Source organism: Williamwhitmania sp. (genome assembly GCA_035529935.1).
Taxonomy (GTDB): Bacteria; Bacteroidota; Bacteroidia; order Bacteroidales; family Williamwhitmaniaceae; genus Williamwhitmania.
Map to the genome: position 1 here is coordinate 1 of DATKVT010000001.1, position 21,604 is coordinate 21,604.

15 protein-coding genes are annotated in these 21,604 nt (G+C 41.9%); 3 read left to right on the forward strand and 12 right to left on the reverse strand.

What is annotated here, in order from left to right; all coding sequences use genetic code 11:
* The 5 genes from VMW01_00005 to VMW01_00025 form a co-directional block, all read right to left on the reverse strand.
* A partial coding sequence (locus VMW01_00005) for a M13 family metallopeptidase (GenBank protein HUW04616.1) occupies window positions 1–1,683 on the reverse strand: 1,683 nt, incomplete at its 3' end.
* A 142-nt stretch (window positions 1,684–1,825) separates the two neighbouring features.
* Window positions 1,826–3,058 (reverse strand): ornithine--oxo-acid transaminase, encoded by a 1,233-nt coding sequence (gene rocD / locus VMW01_00010; GenBank protein ID HUW04617.1) that lies wholly within the window; start codon window positions 3,056–3,058, stop codon window positions 1,826–1,828.
* Between the two features lie 293 nt (window positions 3,059–3,351).
* Entirely contained in the window at window positions 3,352–3,825 is a 474-nt protein-coding gene (locus VMW01_00015) for a toxin-antitoxin system YwqK family antitoxin (protein ID HUW04618.1), read from the reverse strand.
* Window positions 3,826–4,008: 183 nt separating this feature from the next.
* Window positions 4,009–5,514: a hypothetical protein gene (locus VMW01_00020; GenBank protein HUW04619.1), complete on the reverse strand. Its 1,506-nt coding sequence runs from the start codon at window positions 5,512–5,514 to the stop codon at window positions 4,009–4,011.
* 57 nt (window positions 5,515–5,571) lie between these two features.
* A complete protein-coding gene (locus tag VMW01_00025; GenBank protein ID HUW04620.1) occupies window positions 5,572–8,391 on the reverse strand; it encodes a TonB-dependent receptor in 2,820 nt (939 codons plus the stop codon).
* Between the two features lie 188 nt (window positions 8,392–8,579).
* Between VMW01_00025 and VMW01_00030 the strand changes: the two genes are divergently transcribed.
* A complete protein-coding gene (locus VMW01_00030) occupies window positions 8,580–9,272 on the forward strand; it encodes a response regulator transcription factor (GenBank protein ID HUW04621.1) in 693 nt (230 codons plus the stop codon).
* Window positions 9,273–9,349: 77 nt separating this feature from the next.
* Entirely contained in the window at window positions 9,350–9,760 is a 411-nt protein-coding gene (locus VMW01_00035; GenBank protein HUW04622.1) for a bacteriohemerythrin, read from the forward strand.
* Window positions 9,761–9,841: 81 nt separating this feature from the next.
* Here the strand turns inward: VMW01_00035 and VMW01_00040 are convergent, their stop codons facing one another.
* The 7 genes from VMW01_00040 to VMW01_00070 all read right to left on the reverse strand — a co-directional run bounded on the left by VMW01_00040 (window position 9,842) and on the right by VMW01_00070 (window position 20,789).
* Complete coding sequence (locus VMW01_00040) at window positions 9,842–12,091, reverse strand: inorganic phosphate transporter (protein ID HUW04623.1); 2,250 nt, start codon at window positions 12,089–12,091, stop codon at window positions 9,842–9,844.
* A 199-nt stretch (window positions 12,092–12,290) separates the two neighbouring features.
* Window positions 12,291–13,040: a LytTR family DNA-binding domain-containing protein gene (locus VMW01_00045; protein ID HUW04624.1), complete on the reverse strand. Its 750-nt coding sequence runs from the start codon at window positions 13,038–13,040 to the stop codon at window positions 12,291–12,293.
* 20 nt (window positions 13,041–13,060) lie between these two features.
* A complete protein-coding gene (locus VMW01_00050; GenBank protein ID HUW04625.1) occupies window positions 13,061–17,098 on the reverse strand; it encodes a two-component regulator propeller domain-containing protein in 4,038 nt (1,345 codons plus the stop codon).
* A gap of 202 nt (window positions 17,099–17,300) precedes the next feature.
* Window positions 17,301–17,885: an indolepyruvate oxidoreductase subunit beta gene (locus tag VMW01_00055; protein ID HUW04626.1), complete on the reverse strand. Its 585-nt coding sequence runs from the start codon at window positions 17,883–17,885 to the stop codon at window positions 17,301–17,303.
* Between the two features lie 24 nt (window positions 17,886–17,909).
* A complete protein-coding gene (locus VMW01_00060; GenBank protein HUW04627.1) occupies window positions 17,910–19,514 on the reverse strand; it encodes a thiamine pyrophosphate-dependent enzyme in 1,605 nt (534 codons plus the stop codon).
* Window positions 19,515–19,954: 440 nt separating this feature from the next.
* Window positions 19,955–20,365, reverse strand: coding sequence for a secondary thiamine-phosphate synthase enzyme YjbQ (locus VMW01_00065; GenBank protein ID HUW04628.1), 411 nt, complete (start codon window positions 20,363–20,365; stop codon window positions 19,955–19,957).
* A 1-nt stretch (window position 20,366) separates the two neighbouring features.
* Window positions 20,367–20,789: a hypothetical protein gene (locus VMW01_00070; protein ID HUW04629.1), complete on the reverse strand. Its 423-nt coding sequence runs from the start codon at window positions 20,787–20,789 to the stop codon at window positions 20,367–20,369.
* Window positions 20,790–20,939: 150 nt separating this feature from the next.
* On the opposite strand from VMW01_00070, the gene VMW01_00075 reads away from it, so the two are divergent.
* The coding region (locus VMW01_00075) for a TonB-dependent receptor (protein HUW04630.1) at window positions 20,940–21,604 on the forward strand (665 nt) is incomplete at its 3' end.

Genomic DNA, 21,604 nt, shown 5'->3' on the forward strand with positions numbered 1-21,604 from the left:
AAAAGCACTATAATCATCGGCTAAATTCTGTGTGAGATCTTTGAACTTCTGTGCATCTGCCGGTGTCCACCAATCGGAAAGATTACCATCTTTATCGTATAGCCTTCCTTGGTCGTCGAAACCATGGGTCATTTCGTGACCAATTACACAACCAATACCACCGTAATTCAGGGCGTCGTCAGCCTTTAAATCGAAGAAAGGTGGACGGAGAATAGCTGCAGGGAAAACTATTTCGTTCATGGTTGGGCTATAGTAGGCATTCACCGTTTGTGGTGTCATTTCCCACTTGGTTCTGTCTACCGGTTTTCCCAATTCAGAAAGATTATCTTGAAAATGGAATGCGCTAGCATTTTTGACATTCTGTAGATAGCTGTCTCTGGTTATGTTTAGCGCAGAATAGTCTTGCCATTTGTCGGGGTAGCCAACCTTGACATTGATTTTTGCCAGTTTTTCCAGCGCTTTTTCCTTGGTTGGCTCGCTCATCCAAGGCAGCTGCTTAATGCGCTCCTTATAGGATTCTTTTAGGTTGTTTACCAGGTCAATCATTTTTGCCTTTGCTTCGGCAGGGAAATACTTCTTTACATAAAGTTCACCAATTGCTTCGCCTATTGCTCTATCGGCAGTTGCGGAAACGCGCTGCCATCTTGGGCGGTTTACTTCTTGGCCTGAAAGCTGCTTGCCATAGAAATCAAAATTGTTGGCTTCGAACTTACTGCTTAAGTATGGAGAGTAACGATTAAGAACATTCCACTTCAGGTAAATTTTCCAGCTATCCACCGGAATATTCTTAATCATTTTGCCTAGTTCAGTGAAAAATTTAGGGTTATCGACAATAAAGGATTCAACGTTTTTAACGCCCAGCGCAGTAAAGTATGCACTCCAGCTGATTCCGGGTGCCAACTTCTGCATCTCAGTAACAGTTTCCTTGTTGTACGTTTTAATAGGATCGCGGCGCTCTTTACGGCTCATGGACGATTGAGCAAGGCGGGTTTCTATGTTTAAAACATCTTGGCCAAATTGCTTAGCGTTAGAGGAATCAACACCTGTAAGTTCAAAGGATTTAGCAATGTATTTAAGATATGCAGCTCTTATTTCCTTTGATCTGCTGTCGTTGCCTAGGTAGTAATCACGATCGGGTAACCCCAAACCTCCTTGTGAAAGGTTAGCAATCATGCTGTTGGAGTTTCTTTCGTCCTGAACAACGCTAAAGTTGAAAGCGGGTCGAAGACCCATTGTTTGTAGGGAGGAAATATAACCTTGAATTTCTTCCGGTTTGGATAACTTATCAATGTTTTCGAAATCACCCATTAGTGGTGTAAAGCCAGCATTTTCAATGGCTGTAGTGTCCATTCCTGAAGCGTAAAAATCACCAACCTTTTGTAGATTGGAGCCTTTAGCTGCATTGGTGGATGCGGCAGCTTCCTCCAGAATGCCTTTTACGAAAACATTGTTCTCCTCTTGTAGCTGATCGAAAGATCCCCAACGGGATCTATCGCCAGGGATGGGGGTGTTTTTAATCCAGTTGCCATTGGCATAATCGTAAAAATCTACGCCTGGTTTAATGGACAAATCCATGTTGGCTGGTGAGAATGCCAAGGAGGTTTGCTTGTCTGAATGTCCACAACCCGCTATTCCCAGCAAGGTTGCCATGCCTGCTAAGATCATTAGTTGGTGCTTAGTCATGTTACTTCAATGTTAAGTTATTTATGGTGCTTAGATAGGTTTGGCTGCTAACCGTTTAATTGTGTGGATAAAAATAGGAAAAACAGCTAATACTAAATAAAAAAAGCCACCAAATTGGTGGCTTTCCTCTTTATTCTGTTAACTATTCAAAAAGTTTAAATGCTTTCTGAATGATTGCTATTGCTTCTCGCAACTCCGGTTCGGTAATAACCAACGGTGGGGCAAAGCGAATAATATGATCATGGGTAGGTTTAGCAAGCAGACCTAAGTCGCGCATGGCAAGGCAAACGTCCCAAGCGGTTTTACCATTTTTTGGTCTTACCACAATGGCGTTAAGTAAACCTTTACCTCTAACAAGGTCAACCATGTGGCTGTTGGTCTCTTTCTTAAATTTTTCCATCTCTTCGCGGAAGATTTTGCCCATGCGTTCAGCATTCTCGGCCAAATTCTCATCCTTAATTACGCTAAGAGCCTCAATGGCAACCTTACAAGCTACTGGGTTTCCTCCAAAAGTGGAGCCATGTTCACCAGGCTTAATGCAAAGCATAATGTCGTCGTCAGCAAGAACTGCCGACACTGGCATAACGCCACCAGAAATTGCTTTCCCAAGAATAAGAATGTCGGGATGAACGTTTTCGTGATCGCAGGCTAACATTTTGCCAGTGCGGGCAATTCCTGTTTGAACTTCGTCGGCAATGAAAAGCACATTTTTAGCTTTGCAGAGTTCCTTTGCTTTTTTCAAATACCCTGCATCAGGTACAAATACTCCGGCCTCACCCTGGATTGGCTCAACAAGGAAACCCGCAACATTGGGATCTTGCAGTTCTTTTTCGAGCGCTGGGATGTCGTTGTAAGGAATCTTGATAAACCCAGGAGTAAATGGACCAAAACCCGCATAGGAATCGGGGTCGGTGCTCATGGATACAATGGTTATGGTACGACCATGGAAGTTACCTTCGCAAACTATAATCTTGGCCATACCTTCCTTAATACCCTTTTTACTGTATGCCCATTTGCGGCAAAGCTTAAGAGCTGTTTCGTCGGCTTCTGCACCGGAGTTCATGGGAAGAACCTTGTCGTATCCAAAATACTTGGTTATAAACTCTTCAAATTCTCCAAGAACGTTGTTGTAGAATGCTCGTGAAGTCAGCGTAAGCATTTCTGCTTGCTGTTTCATTGCATTGATAATTCTTGGATGGCAGTGACCTTGGTTTACAGCGGAATAGGCTGACAGGAAGTCAAAATATCTTTTTCCTTCAACATCCCACATGAATACGCCTTTTCCCTTTTCGAGAACAACTGGAAGTGGATGGTAGTTGTGGGCTCCATACTTGTCTTCCCGATCCATGAACTGCTTTGGTGTCATCTTTGTCATTTCAGTTAGTTTATGAGGTTTTTATCTATTTTTTGCGGACACAAGTCTAGCAAAGGTTTTGCTCTTAAACAAGAATCGAAATCATATTTTTAGAAACTTTAACCTATTATATAGCATCATTTTAACTTAAGGGGAAAGAATTTATGAACTGTATGGAGGGAAATACTGTAAGTTCATGCCGGCTTTGTTAACAACAATCCTACAATTTTGTTTTTTTGAAGGTTCCATGAAAAAACGCCGAAAAAGGTGTTAAGTTTTTTCGGCGTAGTGAGACTTTCGAAGTGAGAGATCACCTATTGTACTGTATCGTAGTTACGCTCAGAAAGTTTATTTCCTTTTTCGTCGTAGATTATCCATAAGCCAACTTTTTGGCCATTCTTGTAGGTCATGTCGTAGCGGAGAACGCCATTCTCATCCCAAATAAACCACTTCCCATTCTTCAGACCATTGGTGTAGTTGGCCTCAGCCACTTTCGATCCTTTCTCGGTAAAGGTGAGCCAAGTTCCATCCATTTTTCCATCCTTGTATGATCTAATCTCATTGACTTGTCCATTTTGGAAGTAGATCATCATGGAGCCGCTTTTCTGCCCATTCTCGAATGGAATTTCTGATTTAACTTGACCATTGTCAAAAAGGGTGTGGTAGGTGCCTGTGTATAGTGCTCCTTGGCTATCGTAGTATAAACCATCCTTCCCTTCGGAAATGTTTTGAGAAAATGAAGGCAGGCTGAAAAACATAGCAACGATCAAAATCAGTAATTTCTTCATACTTGTTTCTATTTGTTGCAATCATAGCGAAAATAATTTAGCAGTCAAAGCTAAGTTTTGCTCATGGCCAAACTTTCGCCATTAAAAGGGTTTTCGTTGATTAAGAAATCAAAACCGGTCTGCCATATTTATGGAAGGCCGGTTTCGACTATTCATTATCGAACTTTATCCAGAGCTGCAATTCTAATAAACAGTGTTTTGAGGATCAAAATTGGTCCATCCCTTCATCCAGTTATCGGCATCAGCATCGCTCTTGAAAGCACCAACATAGTTAACTTGGTCGAACCAGCTATTTTGGAGTAAACTGTTGCTAAAAAGGTTTGAATGGCCAATCAGTGGGCTGCTAGCCGTTGGACCATAGTTTGGATTTGAAACGGTGCTGTTTGGCTGATTGAGCTTAATATCTGCAACAAAGCCAAGAGAATCGTTGGCGTTTGCTGGCAGCATGAAGAAGGTATGTGAAAATGAGAGTTGGTTTGGATCGAGCGTTGTTGCATCAGTGGAAAGCTGATCTAACCAAGTCTTATTCTTATCACTACCAATAATGGTCATTCCTGCAAAATAATCGTTCATAACAAACAGATTACCGTTGGTGGCAGCAGACTGGGTAGCGCTGCCCTTGTCGTTCTCAACGATAAGGCCAACTGGATAGCCAGCAATTACAGTGTTAAAAATGTTTTCATGTGAATTTCTGCGAATCTGTGCGCCAGCTTGGAATTGACCTAGACGAGAACCGTTATTTGGATTCATGCCACCACCATCGATGTAATTGGTTGTGTTGGCAAAATTGGCATCTTGTCCAATGGGACCAATGAGGGTAACGTTGCTGAATACAGCTGAGGTAAATGGGGTAGCAGCGCTGCCACTGGCATTGTTGTCCGATTCAAAACCGTTGGAGAGAGACAGGTCGGCTATCTTAGGATCGCGAACACCAAGAAGAAACTGCATATTTCCTGAGAAACCATCGTCGGTATCAAAATCATCGTCCCATCCATGGTACGCAACCAAATACTTGCAATTTACTGAACCACCAAACCACTCATAGGAGTCGTCGTTGGAGTAGGATACCTGAATGTGGTTAACAGTTGTGCCACTACCAACCGAACCCAAGGTCATGCCATTAATTTCTTGATCGGTTGCATAGGGATAACCTGCAAATTCAATACGGATATAACTGTAAACGCCAGAATTGTCAGCATTGTTGGTGCCTCCAAAAACCGTACGCAAACCACCTTCAATGGTCATTTGGCCCTGGTTGTTAACAGCATTACCACACACCACTAAACCGCCCCAATCGCCAGGTTTGCGACTACCCGGTGCCTGAGCAGAAGTCATAACAATAGGCTCAGCAGCAGTTCCTTCTGCAAAAATTTGGCCACCTGGTTCAGCAATTAGAGTTGCCTTGGTAGCCTTGTCTCCCTTTATTATGGTACCTGGCTCAATATAAAGTTGGGAGCCACTTACAACATATACCCAACCCTTAAGTGAGTATGTACCTTTTTTAATAACGTATTTACCCTTTATCTCAAAAGCATCGGAACCATCTCCAATGGTGGTGCCTACCCAAGTAGTTGCATCACCTGGAATAACCGGACCCGATGGAGTTGAGTCACTACTTTTGCTACATCCAGTAGCCAGCGTCACCACAGTCGCTATTGCGAGCACGATGTTCATTGTTGAAGTTTTCATTTTCATAGAGTTTATGGTTAAGATTTGAAACAAGATTATGATGGAAACTTAATTTAGTTAAAACTTAAATGACAATGAGAGAGAGTAGTTTCGCCCAGGATTGTATTTCTGCTTGATTTGGTTTCTGACCTGTGAGGCTCCATTGGAATCTGTGAATTTTGCCGTTTGCTGAAGAACCACGTCATCGTTAAGGATGTTTTTTACTGCACCACTCAGGCTCATGAAATGGGTGAGCTTAATGTTGAAGGTAACATCAACCAAGTTGCGTGGGAGTTCATAAATGTCAGGAACGGAAATGTTTGGATTATTGGCAAGAACACGTCCAACACCTACAATGCGCTCTCCAATAACATTATAAAGTATACCACAGTTAAGTGTATTTTTATTGTTCTGGTAAAACAATCCGGCGTTTATTAGGTAAGGTGATTGCCCTTGCATTGGTCGGTCATGCTCTAAGGTGTTGCTCTGGTCGAATTTTACGCGGCTGTATATGTAGGCAGCGTTGAATGAGAGTGAAAGATTCTTTATGCCAATTGCCTCAAGTCCTTTTTTTAGGTCAATTTCTGCACCAATGTTGTTGGCCGATTTTGCGTTGGTGAAGGAGTAGGTATAGCCACCGGAGTTTTCGTAGTAGGTAGATTCAATAGGGTCCTTAAAGTTTTTATAGAATAGGGCGAACGACACCATCTCACCTGATTTGGGGTATATTTCATATCGTAGGTCAATGTTGTGGATGTATGCAATTTTAAGGTTGGCATTACCTACCACAAAGCTGAAAATGTCAAAATCGTAATATGTTGAGGTTGATAGTTCTCTAAATTCAGGCCTATTTACAGAGGCACCATAAGCCAGGCGCACAAGCTGCTTGTCAGTAATGTTATAGCTTGCATTTATTGATGGAAAAATGTCAGAATGGCTATAAGAGGTCATTTTTGTGTTGAAATTGGTGGGGTCAAGCGACACATACTTGGTAATTTCCATTACATTGTTTTCCAATCGTACTCCGCCGTATATGTTGAACTTTTTTAGAGGAATAGTGATGGCTGCGTATCCAGCCGCAAGCCTGTTGCTGGCTTTATAGCTATCGGTATTGCGGGTATCCTCATAAATATAGACCCCGTTAATTCCAAGGTTGGGTTCGCTAAATACCTCACCGTTCGAAAGGTAGTTTAGCGATTGGTTGGCTGTCGAATTTAGGATGTAGTAGAATGACCTAGTGTTATAGTCCCGATCTTTATATTCACCGTATACGCCAATCTTAATTGTTGGAGCAAAATTGGCCCACTGTGTAATTTTGTATTGGTAATTTGTTGCTCCCGAAAAAACATTTTCTTGGAGTTTGAGGAATAGGCGCTTGGTGTCGTTAAAATCGATTGCTAGTGGGGCAGTAGTATCGGTAATACTTCTATCGCGAGAAATGTCACGCCTGTCGGGTTGATTCATCTTTGATAGTGAGTATCCAAGATCCCAGTCTAATTTTTGATTTTCGTCCAATTTATGATTTCCACTCAGCTGCCCGGAATAGGTTAGCCTGCTGTTATATAAAAATTCCTGTTGCTCTTGGTAAAAACCGCTATTGAATTGATATCCGGTTCTATCAGTTAACCTGTTCTTTCCATCAAGGTTAAGGATATTATGAAATAGAATTTTTGTTCTGCTATTGGGAATATAGGAAAGGTTGAGCATGGTTCCCAATTTCGACTCTACAGTATACTGGTTGTCGTTGTATTTAAAAAAGTAGTTTGGACGATCGTTGACAATGTCATACGATCCGATAAGAGCATTTTCCATATTATGGTATGCTCTATAGGTATGGTTGTAGCCGGAGGCAAACGAAAATCCAAGTGTCTTGTTATTGGCTATGGAGTATTTCCTATTCAGCATGAAAGAAATGCGCTGATCGGGCCGGGCAAACGACTTAAAACTTTCTACGGTCCAACTATTGTTAAAGCCATGCTGGGAAACGTCATTAATTTGCGCTGAGTTTGTTGGTAAATCGTTATTCAAACGGTATGGAACAATTCCGCTTAGGCCTCTGGTTCCATCGTCAACCCCAAGATAATCGAGCCCACCTTTTGGGGCAATTTTGAAATTTTTATATTGAGTTTGATCGTTGAGCCCAAGTCCATAGCCAATTTCCACCGCGTTGGAGTCAGAAACATCCTTAGTGGTTATTTGCACAAAGCCACCTGAAAAATCGGCAGGATATTCGGGCGCCGGTGACTTAACAATTGTGATGTTGTCTATTTGTGAGCTAGGAATCATATCGAATGAAAATGCACGAGAATCGGCTTCTGAACTAGGAACTGCAGAACCGTTCATCCAAACATTATTATAACGCTGCGATAGCCCTCTGATAATGATAAACTTGCCATTTTGTATGGAAATTCCTGGGATTCGTCGAACAACCTCGGAAGCATCTTTGTCCTGAGACTTTGCTATTTGTTGGCTCGAAATGCCGCTCACTACCAGCTGGCTGCTTTTAATGGAGGCAATCATCGAAACCTCCGTGTGGGTCTTTTTGGTACCACTTACTACAACTTCATCAATTTTCTGTGATACCTCATTCAAGGTCACATTTAGCGTGGTTGGTTTACCTGATGCCACCTCAACACTTGAAAAGGTTTGTCGCTGGTAGGAAATAAAGTTTACGCTGATGTTATAAAGCCCCGGTGCTAGATTCCCAAGAACAAATTTTCCATCAAGGTCGGTGGTGGTGCCTGTTGTTGTACCCGCAATAACTATGGTTGCACCTACAAGCGTTTCGCCTGTTTTTTTATCTGAAACAACTCCTTCAATGCTGCCTGTTTGTCCCATCAAGTTTATTACGCTGGTAAGAAGTAGAGTGATACCAATGCACAGTATTTTTATTCTCATTTTGGAATGACGCTTAGGTTGTTTTGATAATTGAATGCAAAGGAAGGCGTTATACTGTGGAATATTATTACTACTGCTTTATCGTTTCATTAAGAGAACATTTCCTTGACTTGGACGATTATTAGCTTTATCTTAATGCGCTGAAACAAGATAATGGGTAGCTTTAAAAAGTTTAATATTAGCGCGATATGGAGCAGGTATATAAGATTTTGTTGGTAGATGACGAGAATGATATTCTCGAATTTGTTGGGTATAACTTAAGGAAGGAGGGGTTTGATGTCTATACAGCAAGCAACGGTATGGAGGCTATACGGTTGGCTGAGGAGGTGATGCCCCACCTAATTCTTCTCGACGTGATGATGCCTGAAATGGATGGTATCGAAACTTGCGAGGTGATTCGCCATAACCCTAAGCTGAAGAATATATTTGTTGCCTTTCTCACAGCTAGAGGCGAGGACTACTCTCAAATTGCAGGGTTTGAAGCCGGTGGCGACGACTATATTGCAAAGCCAATTAAACCAAAAGTGCTGGTGAGTAGGATTAAAGCCATGCTAAAGCGTCTTGACAGCAATATTGTTGATACGAGAGGAGAAAGTCAACTAATTAATATTGCCGGCATTGTTATCGACAAGGAACGCTACATGGTGGTTAAGGAGGGAGAAGATTTAGTTTTGCCGAAGAAGGAGTTTGAACTTCTCGCGTTACTACATTCGAAACCCAATAAGGTATTTACACGGGAGGAAATTTTTTCTTCTATTTGGGGTGATAATATAATTGTGGGGGATCGCACCATCGATGTACATATACGCAAGCTCCGGGAGAAAATTGGCGATGATTACATAAAGACCATTAAGGGAGTTGGTTATAAATTTGTGGACTAGTTCTCTTTTTATTTTCGACAACAAATACTATGTTTGCATGCTTGTTTATTTATTTACCTATCTAATTATGTTTAGAGATGTTTTACACAAGTTGGAATTCTAAGTATGAGTTGGGGATAGAAAGTATCGACAGCGACCACCAAAATTTGGTGAGAATAATCGATGAACTTATTGGTGCTCTTTCAGAAGGGAAAGGCAAGTCAATCACTGAGCCATTACTTAAAAAGTTATCGGACTACACCATCTCTCATTTTAGGAGAGAGGAATTTTTGCTGAAAAGCGCAAATTATGACGACCTTGAATCTCATGTGCGTCAGCACCAATTATTCATTGAAAAGATCAAGGAGTTTCAGCAGAAGCATAAGTCTGGTGCTGAAGGTGTAGCAATTGAAATGATGAAGTTCCTGAAAGAATGGCTTGTTAACCATATTATGGTTATTGATAAGAAATACCAAGGAACTATCAAGGCTAAGATGGGGCTTAAGTAGGTGATGTGAATGTTAAGTTGACTAATTGATAAGAATAAAAAAGGGTGCAGACGGCACCCTTTTTTATTGGATATTATTAGGCTATTCGTCGTAATTGTTGAGAATAAAGTCTCGCTGTGCTTTAAGCAAGTTTATGGTTTGTAACAGCATGTTTTTCGATTCGTTGAGAATACCCAGATAGAGAATGCTATTTCGAGTTCCTGTCTCATTGGACTTAATGCGCTTTATTTGGTTCTTACGAGCAATATTTATGGTTTCAAGGATATCTTGCTGCATGTTGATAACTATTGGAATATCAGTAAAGTCATTGTCAGAAACCATTTTAATTATATGTTCGAAGAGCTTAGATATTTTTAGGTTGATATCCTTGATCTCATTTTGCTGAACTTTATTAAAGCCTTTATGGTTGTTGTCGATGTGCTGAAAGCTTGGCCCAGTTACAAAGGTAAGTGAATGAGCAATTTCACGGAGGTAGTCAATCACCTGCACGTAGAAGTGTCCAGTCTCAACGGAATCGGCGCGGAATTTTTGTAACGTAGTTGTTAAGTTGAGTTTTAACTTTTTAGCATCAAAATTCAGATCGTCAACCCTTGCATTTATTTTTTTGAGCAACTTTCTGTCTTCGGTTGATAAGCCTACCAGCGTTTGATTATAAATTTCAATGGAGTTTTTCAACATTTCCTCCACATCCTTTATGCATTTGCGAACAATGTTAGAATCTTCAAAGGCTAGCTCATCCACCTCCGCAGAGTGACGCTCAGCATATTTTTTCTTATGCAACTTGTGGCTTTTTAGCAAAATATAGCCAGCCAAAACAATTAATCCCACCATTGCCCATTTTCCACCAAAAGAGAGTGCGATTGCAATCATTGACGCAACTGAAAACGCAATGAGCGCAGTAAAAAACCAGCCTGAAATTACTGTAACCACACCGGTTATTCTATACACGGCACTCTCGCGCCCCCATGCTCGGTCGGCGAGGGAAGATCCCATGGCTACCATAAAGGTTACGTAGGTTGTGGAGAGAGGCAGTTTCAGGGAGGTTGCCGTCGATATTAAAATACTCGCAATGGTAAGGTTAACGGAGGCTCGCACGAGGTCGAAGGAGGCATTTGCGGCATTTTTACGCGGATAAACCTTATGGGTCTTGGTTTGATCGAACCTACTTTCGATAAAACGAACAATGGGCCTTGGAGCAATTCGAGCAAGAGAAGCTGTAACTGCCATTGTTTGCCTAACTAGTGAGCGAGAGAATTGCGAAGAACCAAATCGCTCTACACCGCTGTCCTGTCGTGCAAGGTTCACTTCCGTTTCGGTAACCGTTCTAGACTTTTTTGATAGGAAAAGGGTTGCCACCATTATTAGGCCTGCAATAAGCAGATAATAGGTGTTGGTTGCGACTGGTCCGGCTAGCTGCGACATTACCAAATGGTCAGCGGCAACACCTGACGCAGCAAATATTTGATAGGACTTGAGGCCAGCCATTGATACTCCAATGAAGTTAACCAAATCGTTGCCCGCAAAGGAGAGGGCCAATGCAAAGGTGCCCACAAGGACAATTAGTCTGAATATGTTGAAGCGGAAAAATATGGTAATAAGCTGAAGTATTATTGACCATCCTAAAAAGCTTATCAGTAGAATTAGAGATGTTTCATTGTTGAGATAATCAACAATGCTTTGCGGTACAAGTGTTGTTCCCTGTACCCCTTTCATGATAATAAAATAGGTAAGAGCGGTAATGGCAAAACCGCCAAAAATTGCACCAAAATAGGGGTAAGTGCGCTTTACGTTAAATGAAAAGATAATCCTCGCAATATACATCACTACGGTGCCCGTAACGAACGCGACGACTACCGATATGAGAATACCCGAGATTATTGCAAGAGCTTTATCGGTGTTTATATATTGGCTCAAGGAGGAAAGTGAACCTCCTTGGCTAAGTATTTTTACGGAGGCAACCGCAACAGCTGAGCCTAACAGTTCAAATACAAGGGATACTGTGGTGGAGGTAGGAAGTCCAAATGTATTAAACAGATCAAGAAGTATGATGTCGGTGATCATCACAGCCATAAAAATGACCATAATTTCCGAAAAGTAAAACTCCGTTGGGTGGAATATTCCCTTTCGTGCAATTTCCATCATACCACTCGAAAGGATTGAGCCGAGAATTACACCTAGCGATGCTACAATTAGAATTATATAGCGTGGAGCGACTTGGGAGCCTATGGCCGAATTAAGAAAATTAACTGCATCGTTGCTAACGCCTACCACCAGGTCGATTACTGCCAATATTATCAAAACAGTAACTGCTATCAAATAGAAATTGTCCATTTGTAAAGGTTTTCATAAAGTTTGTCCAAAGGTAATCTCCAATTAGACAGTGCACTAATGTTGGTTGTTATTATTAAGCTAAGCGAATATTAACATAAGGTTAACACCGTAAATTTGTTCGGTGGTTTTATTCTTGCAACAAATAGCCATACCAAGAACAAACCCCTGCTATGAAATACATTAGTAGGGGTTATTCTAATTACAAGTTTTCAAAAATCTTCATCAGCTGCTCACGTTTTCTTACGGCGAGTGGGATGGAGGATTTGTCCTTGAGAATAAGTGTTCCACCTTCGGCTTTATCGTAGCGGTCGAGGAAGTTGAGGTTTATAAGATGTGACTGGTGCGCCCTGAAAAAACCGTATGGGCTTAGCATCTCGTCAAATTCCTTCAGCGTTTTAGAAACGAGAAGCTTCGTATTATCCGTGAAGAAGAAGAGCGTATAGTTAGAGCTGGATTCACATCTAATAATATCCTTAACGTTAACCAGATGTATGCTTTCAGCGGTTTTTAGTACAATTTTCTTAAGTTCTGGGGTAACCCCTTGAATGTTGGCCATGAAGGCTTTGAGCTTAATGTTTTCGTCCTCCTTATGGATGGACTCATTGAGCTTTTCAACTGAAGCGATTAGGTCGTTTGGATCTATGGGCTTTAGCAGGTAATCGAGCGCGCTAAATTTAAATGCCTGTATGGCATACTCTTCATACGCGGTGATGAAGATAAATTTGAAGTTTATAGACTCAAACATTTGAAGCAGGTCAAAGCCTGTTCCATCGGTCAACTTAATATCTAAAAGCACGAGGTCTGGATTGTGCTTTTTGATAGCTTCGTAACCGGAGGCTACGCCGTCAGCCGTAGCAGTCAATTCGAGATTTGGGCAGTATAGCGTCACCATGTTGCCAATGGCTTCTCTGGCCATCACCTCGTCGTCGATAATTAGAGTTTTCAACATATGCTAAAATTTTGTTCAAGTTAGGGATTTCTAAATGATGTTTCAACCCATTTGTAGGGAATTTTAAATGTTACCTTAGTGCCATGCAGTGAATTATCAATGTTACCAAGGTCTACAATATCCATGCTGATTTTTCCTTTTTCCAACTTATTTAGATTTTCGAGTCGTTCTTTCGATATTTTGGTGGCGAGGGAGATATGGCTCTTTTGTCCCTCTTTTTGTAATTCCATTGCTTTGTTAATGCCAATGCCATCGTCCTCCACCTCAATCAAAATAAGATCGTCGTTCAGTAGGTAGCGAATTACAATATGACCTTTCCCTGCGACCGAGGTAAGCCCATGTTCTATCGCATTTTCAATAAATGGTTGGGTAAGCATGGGTGGAATAGTCATACTCTCCCGCTCAATTTCAGGATCAGCCTCAATTGCAAACTCAAATTTTTCATCAAATCGTAGAGCTTGCAATTCTAGGTAGTGCTCAAGGGTTTTTATCTCCTTGCCGATGGTTGTATACTTATTTCTAGAATTTTCGAGGATCAAACGTACTAGCTTGGCAAAGCTAGCCAAATATTTTCCTGCCGATTTTGGATCGTTACGAAAAATATAACTTTGTATTGCAGTAAGGGAATTAAAAATGAAGTGTGGATTCATTTGGCTAAGCAGGAGCCGCTGCTCAAGTTCTATCGTTTTTTCTCTAAACTTAATCTGTTCCCTAACAATTTTTATCAGGCTGTAGGTGCCGAAACTAATGGCAAGAAGTGAAATTGAGAAGAACCACCACGACTTCCAAAAGGGTGGTTGAATAATGATGGTAAGTTCCTTTGGTGCAGTGTTCCAAACACCATCGCTATTGGAGGCTTTGACTTTTAGGTGATAGGTTCCGGGCGCAAGATTGGTAAAGATGGCGGTTGATTGGTTACCGTTATTAATCCATTTGTTATTTAGCCCTTCGAGAAGGTAAGAATATTTTATTTTCTCGGAATTTGTAAAATCGAGGGAGGCCATGTTTATTGTGAGGTAGTTCTGGTTGTGTGGGAGAGTTATAGAATTGTTTTGGGTAAAATCGTTACCCAAAAGTTGATTGAAAACCTTAATTCCAGAAAGTTCTACTTGTGGTGGTTTTTGGTTGATTGTTATTTTCGATGGATTGATGATGTTAAACCCATTTTTGCCACCCACCACCATGCTGCCATCATGCAGCCGGATCGACCATCGGTTAAAACTATTGCCCTGAAGTCCATCCGATTCGAAGTAGGATATATTAGTCCCATTTTCCGGATTAACAGCATAGAGTCCATTGTCTGTGGCAACCCATAGGCGACCTTCGTAATCTTCAATAATAGATTTTACCTTTTGGTTCTGGAGGTTTTCAATAAATGGTAAGGAGAGTTTCTGACCCCACCGATTGTAGCAGAATAGTTTATTGCTCACTACCCAAACTCGTTGCTGCGAATCTTCGTAAATCTGAGCGATGGGAGAGGTACCTTGGATAGGTTGGTTATCGGGACTAAGGAAAAGGTGCTTTACCTTTAGGTTGTCCATATTTACAATGCTAATAGTGCCATATTCATCCCCAACCCAAAGTTGATTGTCTACTTTGCATGCCGCGGTGAGCTTGTTTGAGAAAATATTTACAGTGTCTGGGGTATTAAAGTATTTGACTGTCTTCTTTCCTGGATCTAATGTCACTAAACCATTTTCTGATCCTAGCAAAAAATCTCCATTTAGGTAGGCTCCGCACAGCATTTCAGCATTTACACGATCTCCATGATCTGAATTAAAAACAACGAAGGAGTTTTCTCCATTTGCCTCGAATATTTTGTGGTTCGACAGCAACCATCCCTTTTGCCCGTTTGCCGTAAAAATGTCCTTGATAATCAGGGGACGTTTTTCGTTTTCGGATTGCGACCTTGCATAAACTTCCTCAAGCTTCAATGACTTAATGTTGAGGATATTCAATCCCAAGTTAGTGGTGATGTAGATATTGGATCCGCACTTTGCAACCTTGGAGATGATGAACTTATCGTCGAGGCTCAGCCTCCTCCATGAGTTGCTGTCATTGGGCTTAAAAATAATTATATGGTTTTCAGCGGCAATAAATACAGTGTTGGTTTGTTCGTCATAGAAGGTAGTACATTGCCTACCAAGGAGAATGTTAATGGCCTGATCGGATTGGGTGAATGGTGTTGCTCCTTTTGTAGATATGTTGAAAAGGTAGGGGCCCTCATCAGTGCCAAGAAGAAGCGAATTTTTAAAGGCATTGGGTGTTATTGAATTTACGCTTACCGGAAATTTTTTTCTGTATATTGGAATGCTAGTGACCTTCTTCGATTTAGCGTCAACCATTATGAGTCCCGAAGAAGTTCCAAACCAAACAACATTATTGCTGTAGGTTGAAGTTAAAATAGTTGGTAATTGTTCGATGGAGGCTGATGCATGATAAATATATTTGAACTGTTCTGTTTGCTTATCAAAAAGGTAAATGCCAGAAGCATAGGTTCCTATCCATAATTCATTTCGGCTCACATCAGCGGTGAGGCTGGTAATGATTTTTCCTAGCGGTTGGTTGGTCGGAATAAACTGATGGGGAGTGAATTTCTCTGTTTTGGTATCAAATATTAGCAGACCATCCCCGCCAAATCCGGAAATCCAAAGTTTCCCATTCTCACCAGCAGTAATTTCATTTATCGCACTTAGATGCCTACTGTTAGGATAGTACATTTTAAAAGCAGATTTGAAGAAATTTAGTCGTCCCAGCCCGGCTATTCCTTTAAAACCTATCCAAACATTTCCCTTACCATCACAAAACAGAGCAGTTATGTCATTGGATGGCATTCTAATGCTTTTAGAATTAGTGGTGTAGTTGGTAAATACCCCTTTTTCCATGTCGAAGGAATTTAGACCAGCATCTGCGGTGCCAATCCAGATAGTACCACGTTCGTCCTGAGCAAAAGCAGTTGTGTTGTTCGAGCTAAGGAAGTTTTCCATCTCTGGGAGATGAAAGTAGTGTTCAAACTTATACTTGTTTGGACTGAATTTGCTTATACCTTCGGCTGTTCCCACCCATACTGTACCTATTTTGTCTACAAATATTTTATTGACATGATTATCGGTAAGCGAGGATGGATTATTGGGGTTATTGTTTAGAATGGTATAAATCCTTTGCTTTGGATCGAAACGGTAAATTCCCATTTCTGAAGTACCTAACCATATCATTCCTTTAGAATCCAGGCCCATAGTGCTTGTGGGCTTAGAAAATACCTTAAAGAAGGTTTCTTGAACTGGGTCAAAAATGTAGGTTCCTTCGTTGGAGGCCAGCCAAAGGGTTCCAAAGGCATCCTCCAAAATATCGTTAACACCTTCCAATTTTTTTCCAGAGGGGTCTAGTGGTGAGCGTTTAATTTGAAGCAGCTTGCGGGTTCGTGGGTCATAGCGAAATGGGCCAATCGATGGTCCACCAAACCAAATATAACCTGATTTATCAATATAGAGCAAATGCTTTTTACTTAAAGAACCGTAGTCTTTTGGATGGTTAATCGTTTCATGAAGGGTTGTTTCGAAATTAAAATGGTGCAGAATGCCGGCACCTGTTTCAACCCAAAGATCACCTTCCGCATCAATGGCTACAGCATTAATCTCTGATTCTGAAGCATTCGTATCCTGGGTTGGTTTGAGAAAGTGGTGAAAAAACTTCTCCTTTTTCCTGTCGAAATAGTTGAGACCATTGGCCGTTCCAATCCAAAGATTGCCATCCTTGTCCTCACAGAGACTGGTAACAAGGTTATTTGAAAGGCTATTGCTATCGAGCGGGGAGTTTTTATAAATCACCATTCGTAGTCCATCATACCTATTCAACCCGTTGTCGGTTGCAAACCACAGGTAACCATACTTGTCTTTAATGATATCGAAAGTTTGATTGCTGCTTAGCCCTTTATGCGTAGAAATGTTATCGAATTTGGTAAGAAAATCCTGTTTATACCGAGGCAGAGGTCGAGGTATTTGCTGGGCAGCAGCAGAGATAGTGGCAAGAGTTATAAGGAGGGTTAGGAATTTTCTCATGGTAAACATGTAGATCAACGTAGGGCAAATTGTGGAAATGGAATTGGATATTTTTAAATAGAACGTTTTGTGATTATACCATTTTAGAGATGATTGTTTGTTGCAAAATAGTAAAAAAAGTTACGCCTTTATTGCAATTGAAGCAAAAGAGCCAATCGGAATAGAATCCGATTGGCTCTTTCGATCACAATGCTATAATTTGCTATTGCTTGTTCGCTTCAGCAAAGGCCTTTCCGGCTCGTAAAGCCTTTAGGTTGGTTTCAACGATCTCGGGCCCCTTCTTGCCAAAGAGTTGGCGAATACCATCCTCTAGACTTTCGAATGAAGTCTGAAGGTAAGGAGAGGCTGCTCCTAACATCACAATGTTCGATGCTCTTGCGCTACCAGCCTCCTTGGCAATGGCATCAGCATCGAGGGCAATTGCTCTTGGCAGCTCCTTTATTTTCTTATTCAGCGCCTCTATACTTGGGTAGTCGTTGATATTATTAAAGGGAGTGAGGTTGGTTACCACGGTTCCTTTGCTCGAAAGGAAGGGGAGGTAACGCAACGCTTCCATCGGTTCAACCGAAAGAATTAGGTCTGCGCTTCCCAATGGAATCAAGTCGGATGCAATCTCCTTATCTGAAATTCGTAAGTGGCTCTGCACATCTCCACCACGTTGGCTCATACCATGAACCTCTGATTGCTTCAGAAAGAGGTTTTTCGAAACGGCAGCATGTCCAATAACAGCTGCAATGGAAAGAATTCCTTGTCCTCCTACACCAGCAAGTATGATATCTGTCTTCATTGTTTTTTCGTTTGATGTGATGAGTTAGTTATCCTTTTTTTCTTCCCGCTTGCGTCGTGCAAAGGTTTGAATGCACTCCCTTCTCGGAATGAGCACCGAAACGCCTTGGTAAGCCAGCTCCTCTTTCATAATGGCCACATTTTCCTCGTGGTTCTTCTTGAGTGGATTCATTACGCGAAGATGATTGGGATCAACGCCAAGGCCTAAACAAATCTGCTCAAGTCTTCCGGTGGCCGCAGAGTGCTGCCCACCAGTCATTCCAGTTGTTGAGTTATCCGAAATAATAATGGTAATGGGCGTATTTTCGATAACTGCGTCAAGCAAACCGGTCATGCCCGAGTGTGTAAAGGTGGAGTCACCAATTACGGCAACGGCAGGAACAAGTCCGGCATCGGCAGCACCTTTTGCCATGGTGATGGAGGCGCCCATATCCACACACGAGTTGATGGCATTAAAAGGGGGTAAGGCTCCAAGGGTATAGCATCCAATATCTGCAAAAACTCGCCCTGTGCCATACTCGGCTATGGCCACATTTAGGTCTTCGTATACGTCGCGGTGGCCACACCCTTGGCAAAGGGCCGGTGGTCGTTGTTTTACCTCATCAGGAATGGGTGCTCCCTCTTCCATTTTAATACCCAGCGCTTTGGCAACAATATTGGGATTAAGCTCGCCGTCGCGTGGAATGGTTTGGTCGAGTCGACCATGGATTGGCTTAGTGGTGCTGATATAGCCCTTCAACATCTCCTCAATAATAGGATATCCATCCTCTAGAACCAAGATTTGATCGCAGTCCCGATAGAGATGCTCCACCTTCTTACGAGGAAGAGGGTATTGGCTTATCTTTAGGATAGGATGTGGGCAGTTACGCTCTGGATAGCACTCCATGAGGTAGTTGTAGGAGATGCCTGTTGCAATTATGCCTAACTTCTTGTTGGGAGCATCAATAAACTGGTTGAATGACGACGCCTCTGATGCCGCTTCCATATTAGCTTGACTGCCAAGGAGCAACTTGTAGTTTTTACGTGCAATGGCGGGAAGCAGCACAAACTGACGTGGGTTTGCTGGGAGTTTAAGCGTATTCTCACCTACTTTTTCCTTGGTGGCAACGCCCGAACGGGAGTGAGCCATACGGGTGGTAATGCGAATCATTACTGGCACGTTGAAGCGCTCCGAGAGTTCAAAGGCTGAGTAGGCCATGTCGTAAGCCTCCTGCTGGTTGGATGGTTCCAAAATTGGAATCATGGCGAACTTTGCATAGAAGCGGGAGTCCTGCTCATTTTGTGACGAGTGCATGGAGGGATCGTCGGCTGAAACCACTACTAAACCACCATTAACTCCAGTGATGGAGGCGTTGATAAATGGGTCGGCAGCTACGTTTAGACCAACGTGCTTAAAGCAAACCATGGATCGTTTGCCAGCATACGACATGCCAATGGCGGTCTCCATTGCAGTTTTCTCGTTGGCAGACCATTGCCGATGGATATTCTTTTCGGCGGCCTGCTTCGATCCCTGAATGTATTCCATTATCTCGGTGGATGGCGTTCCAGGATAGGCATAGATTCCAGAAAGACCTCCGTCAATAGCACCTTGGGCTATTGCTTCGTCACCTAACAGAAGCTCCTTTTTCATAAGCTATTATAATATTTTTTAGAAGTAGTTCGTGCATTGATTGATTGAAAGCAAAATTATGTATTTTTATTTAAGCCTCCAACTGATAGTTGTCATAATAGCTAATATTATAAACCAAATGTTGCGATTTGATGGAAAATTGTAATTGGATGTTTGTTGGACAGTCTCCATCATATGGTAGTAAGGCAGATTGCCGCAAAGAGTATAGGTTAATATATAAATCGCTCTTGAAGTGAATATTACTGCTATAATATTCGATGCCACCTTCTTTGGATTAATTGGCAGGAGTTGCTGCTTTAATTGGAAATACTTCTTGAAATGGTGCCAACAAGAGACGTTCGATTTGACACATAATAATAGATGACCCTCTCGGAAACCGAGTTGGGATCAGCCTACTCTCAAAAATAAATGGGCGTATTTCAGCGAGAAAGAAAAATGTATTAGGAATAAACAGTAATCACAACTGTTCTTCGAACGCTGTGATTTCTAAACTCACAAAGGTAGATTCCCTGCCAGGTACCCAATGCCAGCTGGTGGTTTGTGACCGGAATGGTAAGGCTTGGGCCAAAGAAGGAAGATTTTATGTGAGCAGACATATCATCTGTTCCCTCAATGGTGTGCGTGAATTTAGGGTAGCCATCAGGGATAAGCTCGTCTACAAAAGTGCGTAAATCGTTTCTTACCGAAGGGTCAGCGTTTTCGTTGATGGTGAGTGCCGCAGATGTATGTTTAATGAAAAGGTTAACCATGGCAATTTCTGGAAGAGGTGGCAACGCCTTCTCAATAAGGTCGGTTATGAGGTGGTAGCCTCTGCTTCGCTGCGGAAGTTCAATAGTTACTTGGGTTACCATATTATATCAGTTTTTTTATGTGTTCATTAACAAAGTCGAAACAGAAGTTTTCCATTTCGTTGCACAGCGCACGGTAAAATGCTTCGCTCACAGTGGGTTCTGCTGGTGTTATTGGAAAATGGTGAACGATTATCAGGGGATTACCTGTGAGCATACCTTTTGCTTGTTCCGCTTCTGCTGAAAGTATTATTACAAAATCGGGGGTGAAGTCCTTAATCTCATCAATTGATTTGGACGTGTATTTAGTAATATCAATTACAGCTTCCATCATTGCATTGGCAGCCTCCCAGTCCAGGCTACCTTTAGATATGCCAGCACTTTTTACTTCAATGGCACCCTTGCCATAATAGCTCATCCAACCTTCCGCCATTTGGCTTCGACAAGCGTTGTTGGTGCTGAGGAGAAGAACTTTTTTCAAATCCATGAATTCTGATACAGTTAAAGTTGTGTTGTCGGCAAAGTTACACGAATTTCGAAATGTAGTGGCAATGGGTAATATGCTCACATGGGGTAAATGCGTATCTTCGAGCAATATTTTTAATAAATTGGTGTTTTTTTTGAAATTCTATTACGAATGAGGTTTCTCCTTTATTCCTTTTTCCTGCTCGCTCTTACATCCTTTTCGGCAGTGGCACAAAATGAGGTTGAGTTAAGCGGCGTGGTTAGTGACTCCCTGGGTAATGCTATTCCATATGCCACTATAACAATCGAGGGTACCAATGCTGGATGTAGCGCCAACGAAGCTGGCGAATTTAAGCTACGTGTTCCAACAGGAGTTGGGGTAACGCTGGTTATTCAATCGGTTGGTTATCAGCGACTGCAAGTTAATAGGACTTTTAATGGTAAAAAAAGTGAACCAATTGCTTTTATGCTTACGCCGAAAGTTACAACGCTCAGCGAGGTGTCCGTTATCGGGAATGATAAGAATGCCGGTAATTCAACCATGATTAACCCTAGGATAGTGGAGCTTATGCCCAACGTTGGAGGTGGCTTTGAGACCATACTTAAGAGTATCCCAGGAGTGACCAGCAACAATGAACTTAGCTCTCAATATTCGGTTCGTGGGGGCAGTTTTGATGAAAATTTAGTATACATCAACGATATCGAAGTTTACCGTCCTTTTCTAATGCGTAGCGGTCAGCAGGAGGGGCTTAGCGCCATAAACCCCGACATGGTGGCATCCGTGGAGTTTTCCACAGGAGGATTCGATGCAGACAAGGGTGACAAGATGTCGTCGGC

Bases quoted from the DNA above. Each gene is read 5' to 3' on its own strand.
- rocD (HUW04617.1), bottom strand. From the start codon at position 3,058: ATGACAAAGATGACACCAAAGCAGTTCATGGATCGGGAAGACAAGTAT.
- VMW01_00015 (HUW04618.1), bottom strand. From the start codon at position 3,825: ATGAAGAAATTACTGATTTTGATCGTTGCTATGTTTTTCAGCCTGCCT.
- VMW01_00020 (HUW04619.1), bottom strand. From the start codon at position 5,514: ATGAAAACTTCAACAATGAACATCGTGCTCGCAATAGCGACTGTGGTG.
- VMW01_00025 (HUW04620.1), bottom strand. From the start codon at position 8,391: ATGAGAATAAAAATACTGTGCATTGGTATCACTCTACTTCTTACCAGC.
- VMW01_00030 (HUW04621.1), top strand. From the start codon at position 8,580: ATGGAGCAGGTATATAAGATTTTGTTGGTAGATGACGAGAATGATATT.
- VMW01_00035 (HUW04622.1), top strand. From the start codon at position 9,350: ATGTTTTACACAAGTTGGAATTCTAAGTATGAGTTGGGGATAGAAAGT.
- VMW01_00040 (HUW04623.1), bottom strand. From the start codon at position 12,091: ATGGACAATTTCTATTTGATAGCAGTTACTGTTTTGATAATATTGGCA.
- VMW01_00045 (HUW04624.1), bottom strand. From the start codon at position 13,040: ATGTTGAAAACTCTAATTATCGACGACGAGGTGATGGCCAGAGAAGCC.
- VMW01_00050 (HUW04625.1), bottom strand. From the start codon at position 17,098: ATGAGAAAATTCCTAACCCTCCTTATAACTCTTGCCACTATCTCTGCT.
- VMW01_00055 (HUW04626.1), bottom strand. From the start codon at position 17,885: ATGAAGACAGATATCATACTTGCTGGTGTAGGAGGACAAGGAATTCTT.
- VMW01_00060 (HUW04627.1), bottom strand. From the start codon at position 19,514: ATGAAAAAGGAGCTTCTGTTAGGTGACGAAGCAATAGCCCAAGGTGCT.
- VMW01_00065 (HUW04628.1), bottom strand. From the start codon at position 20,365: ATGGTAACCCAAGTAACTATTGAACTTCCGCAGCGAAGCAGAGGCTAC.
- VMW01_00070 (HUW04629.1), bottom strand. From the start codon at position 20,789: ATGGATTTGAAAAAAGTTCTTCTCCTCAGCACCAACAACGCTTGTCGA.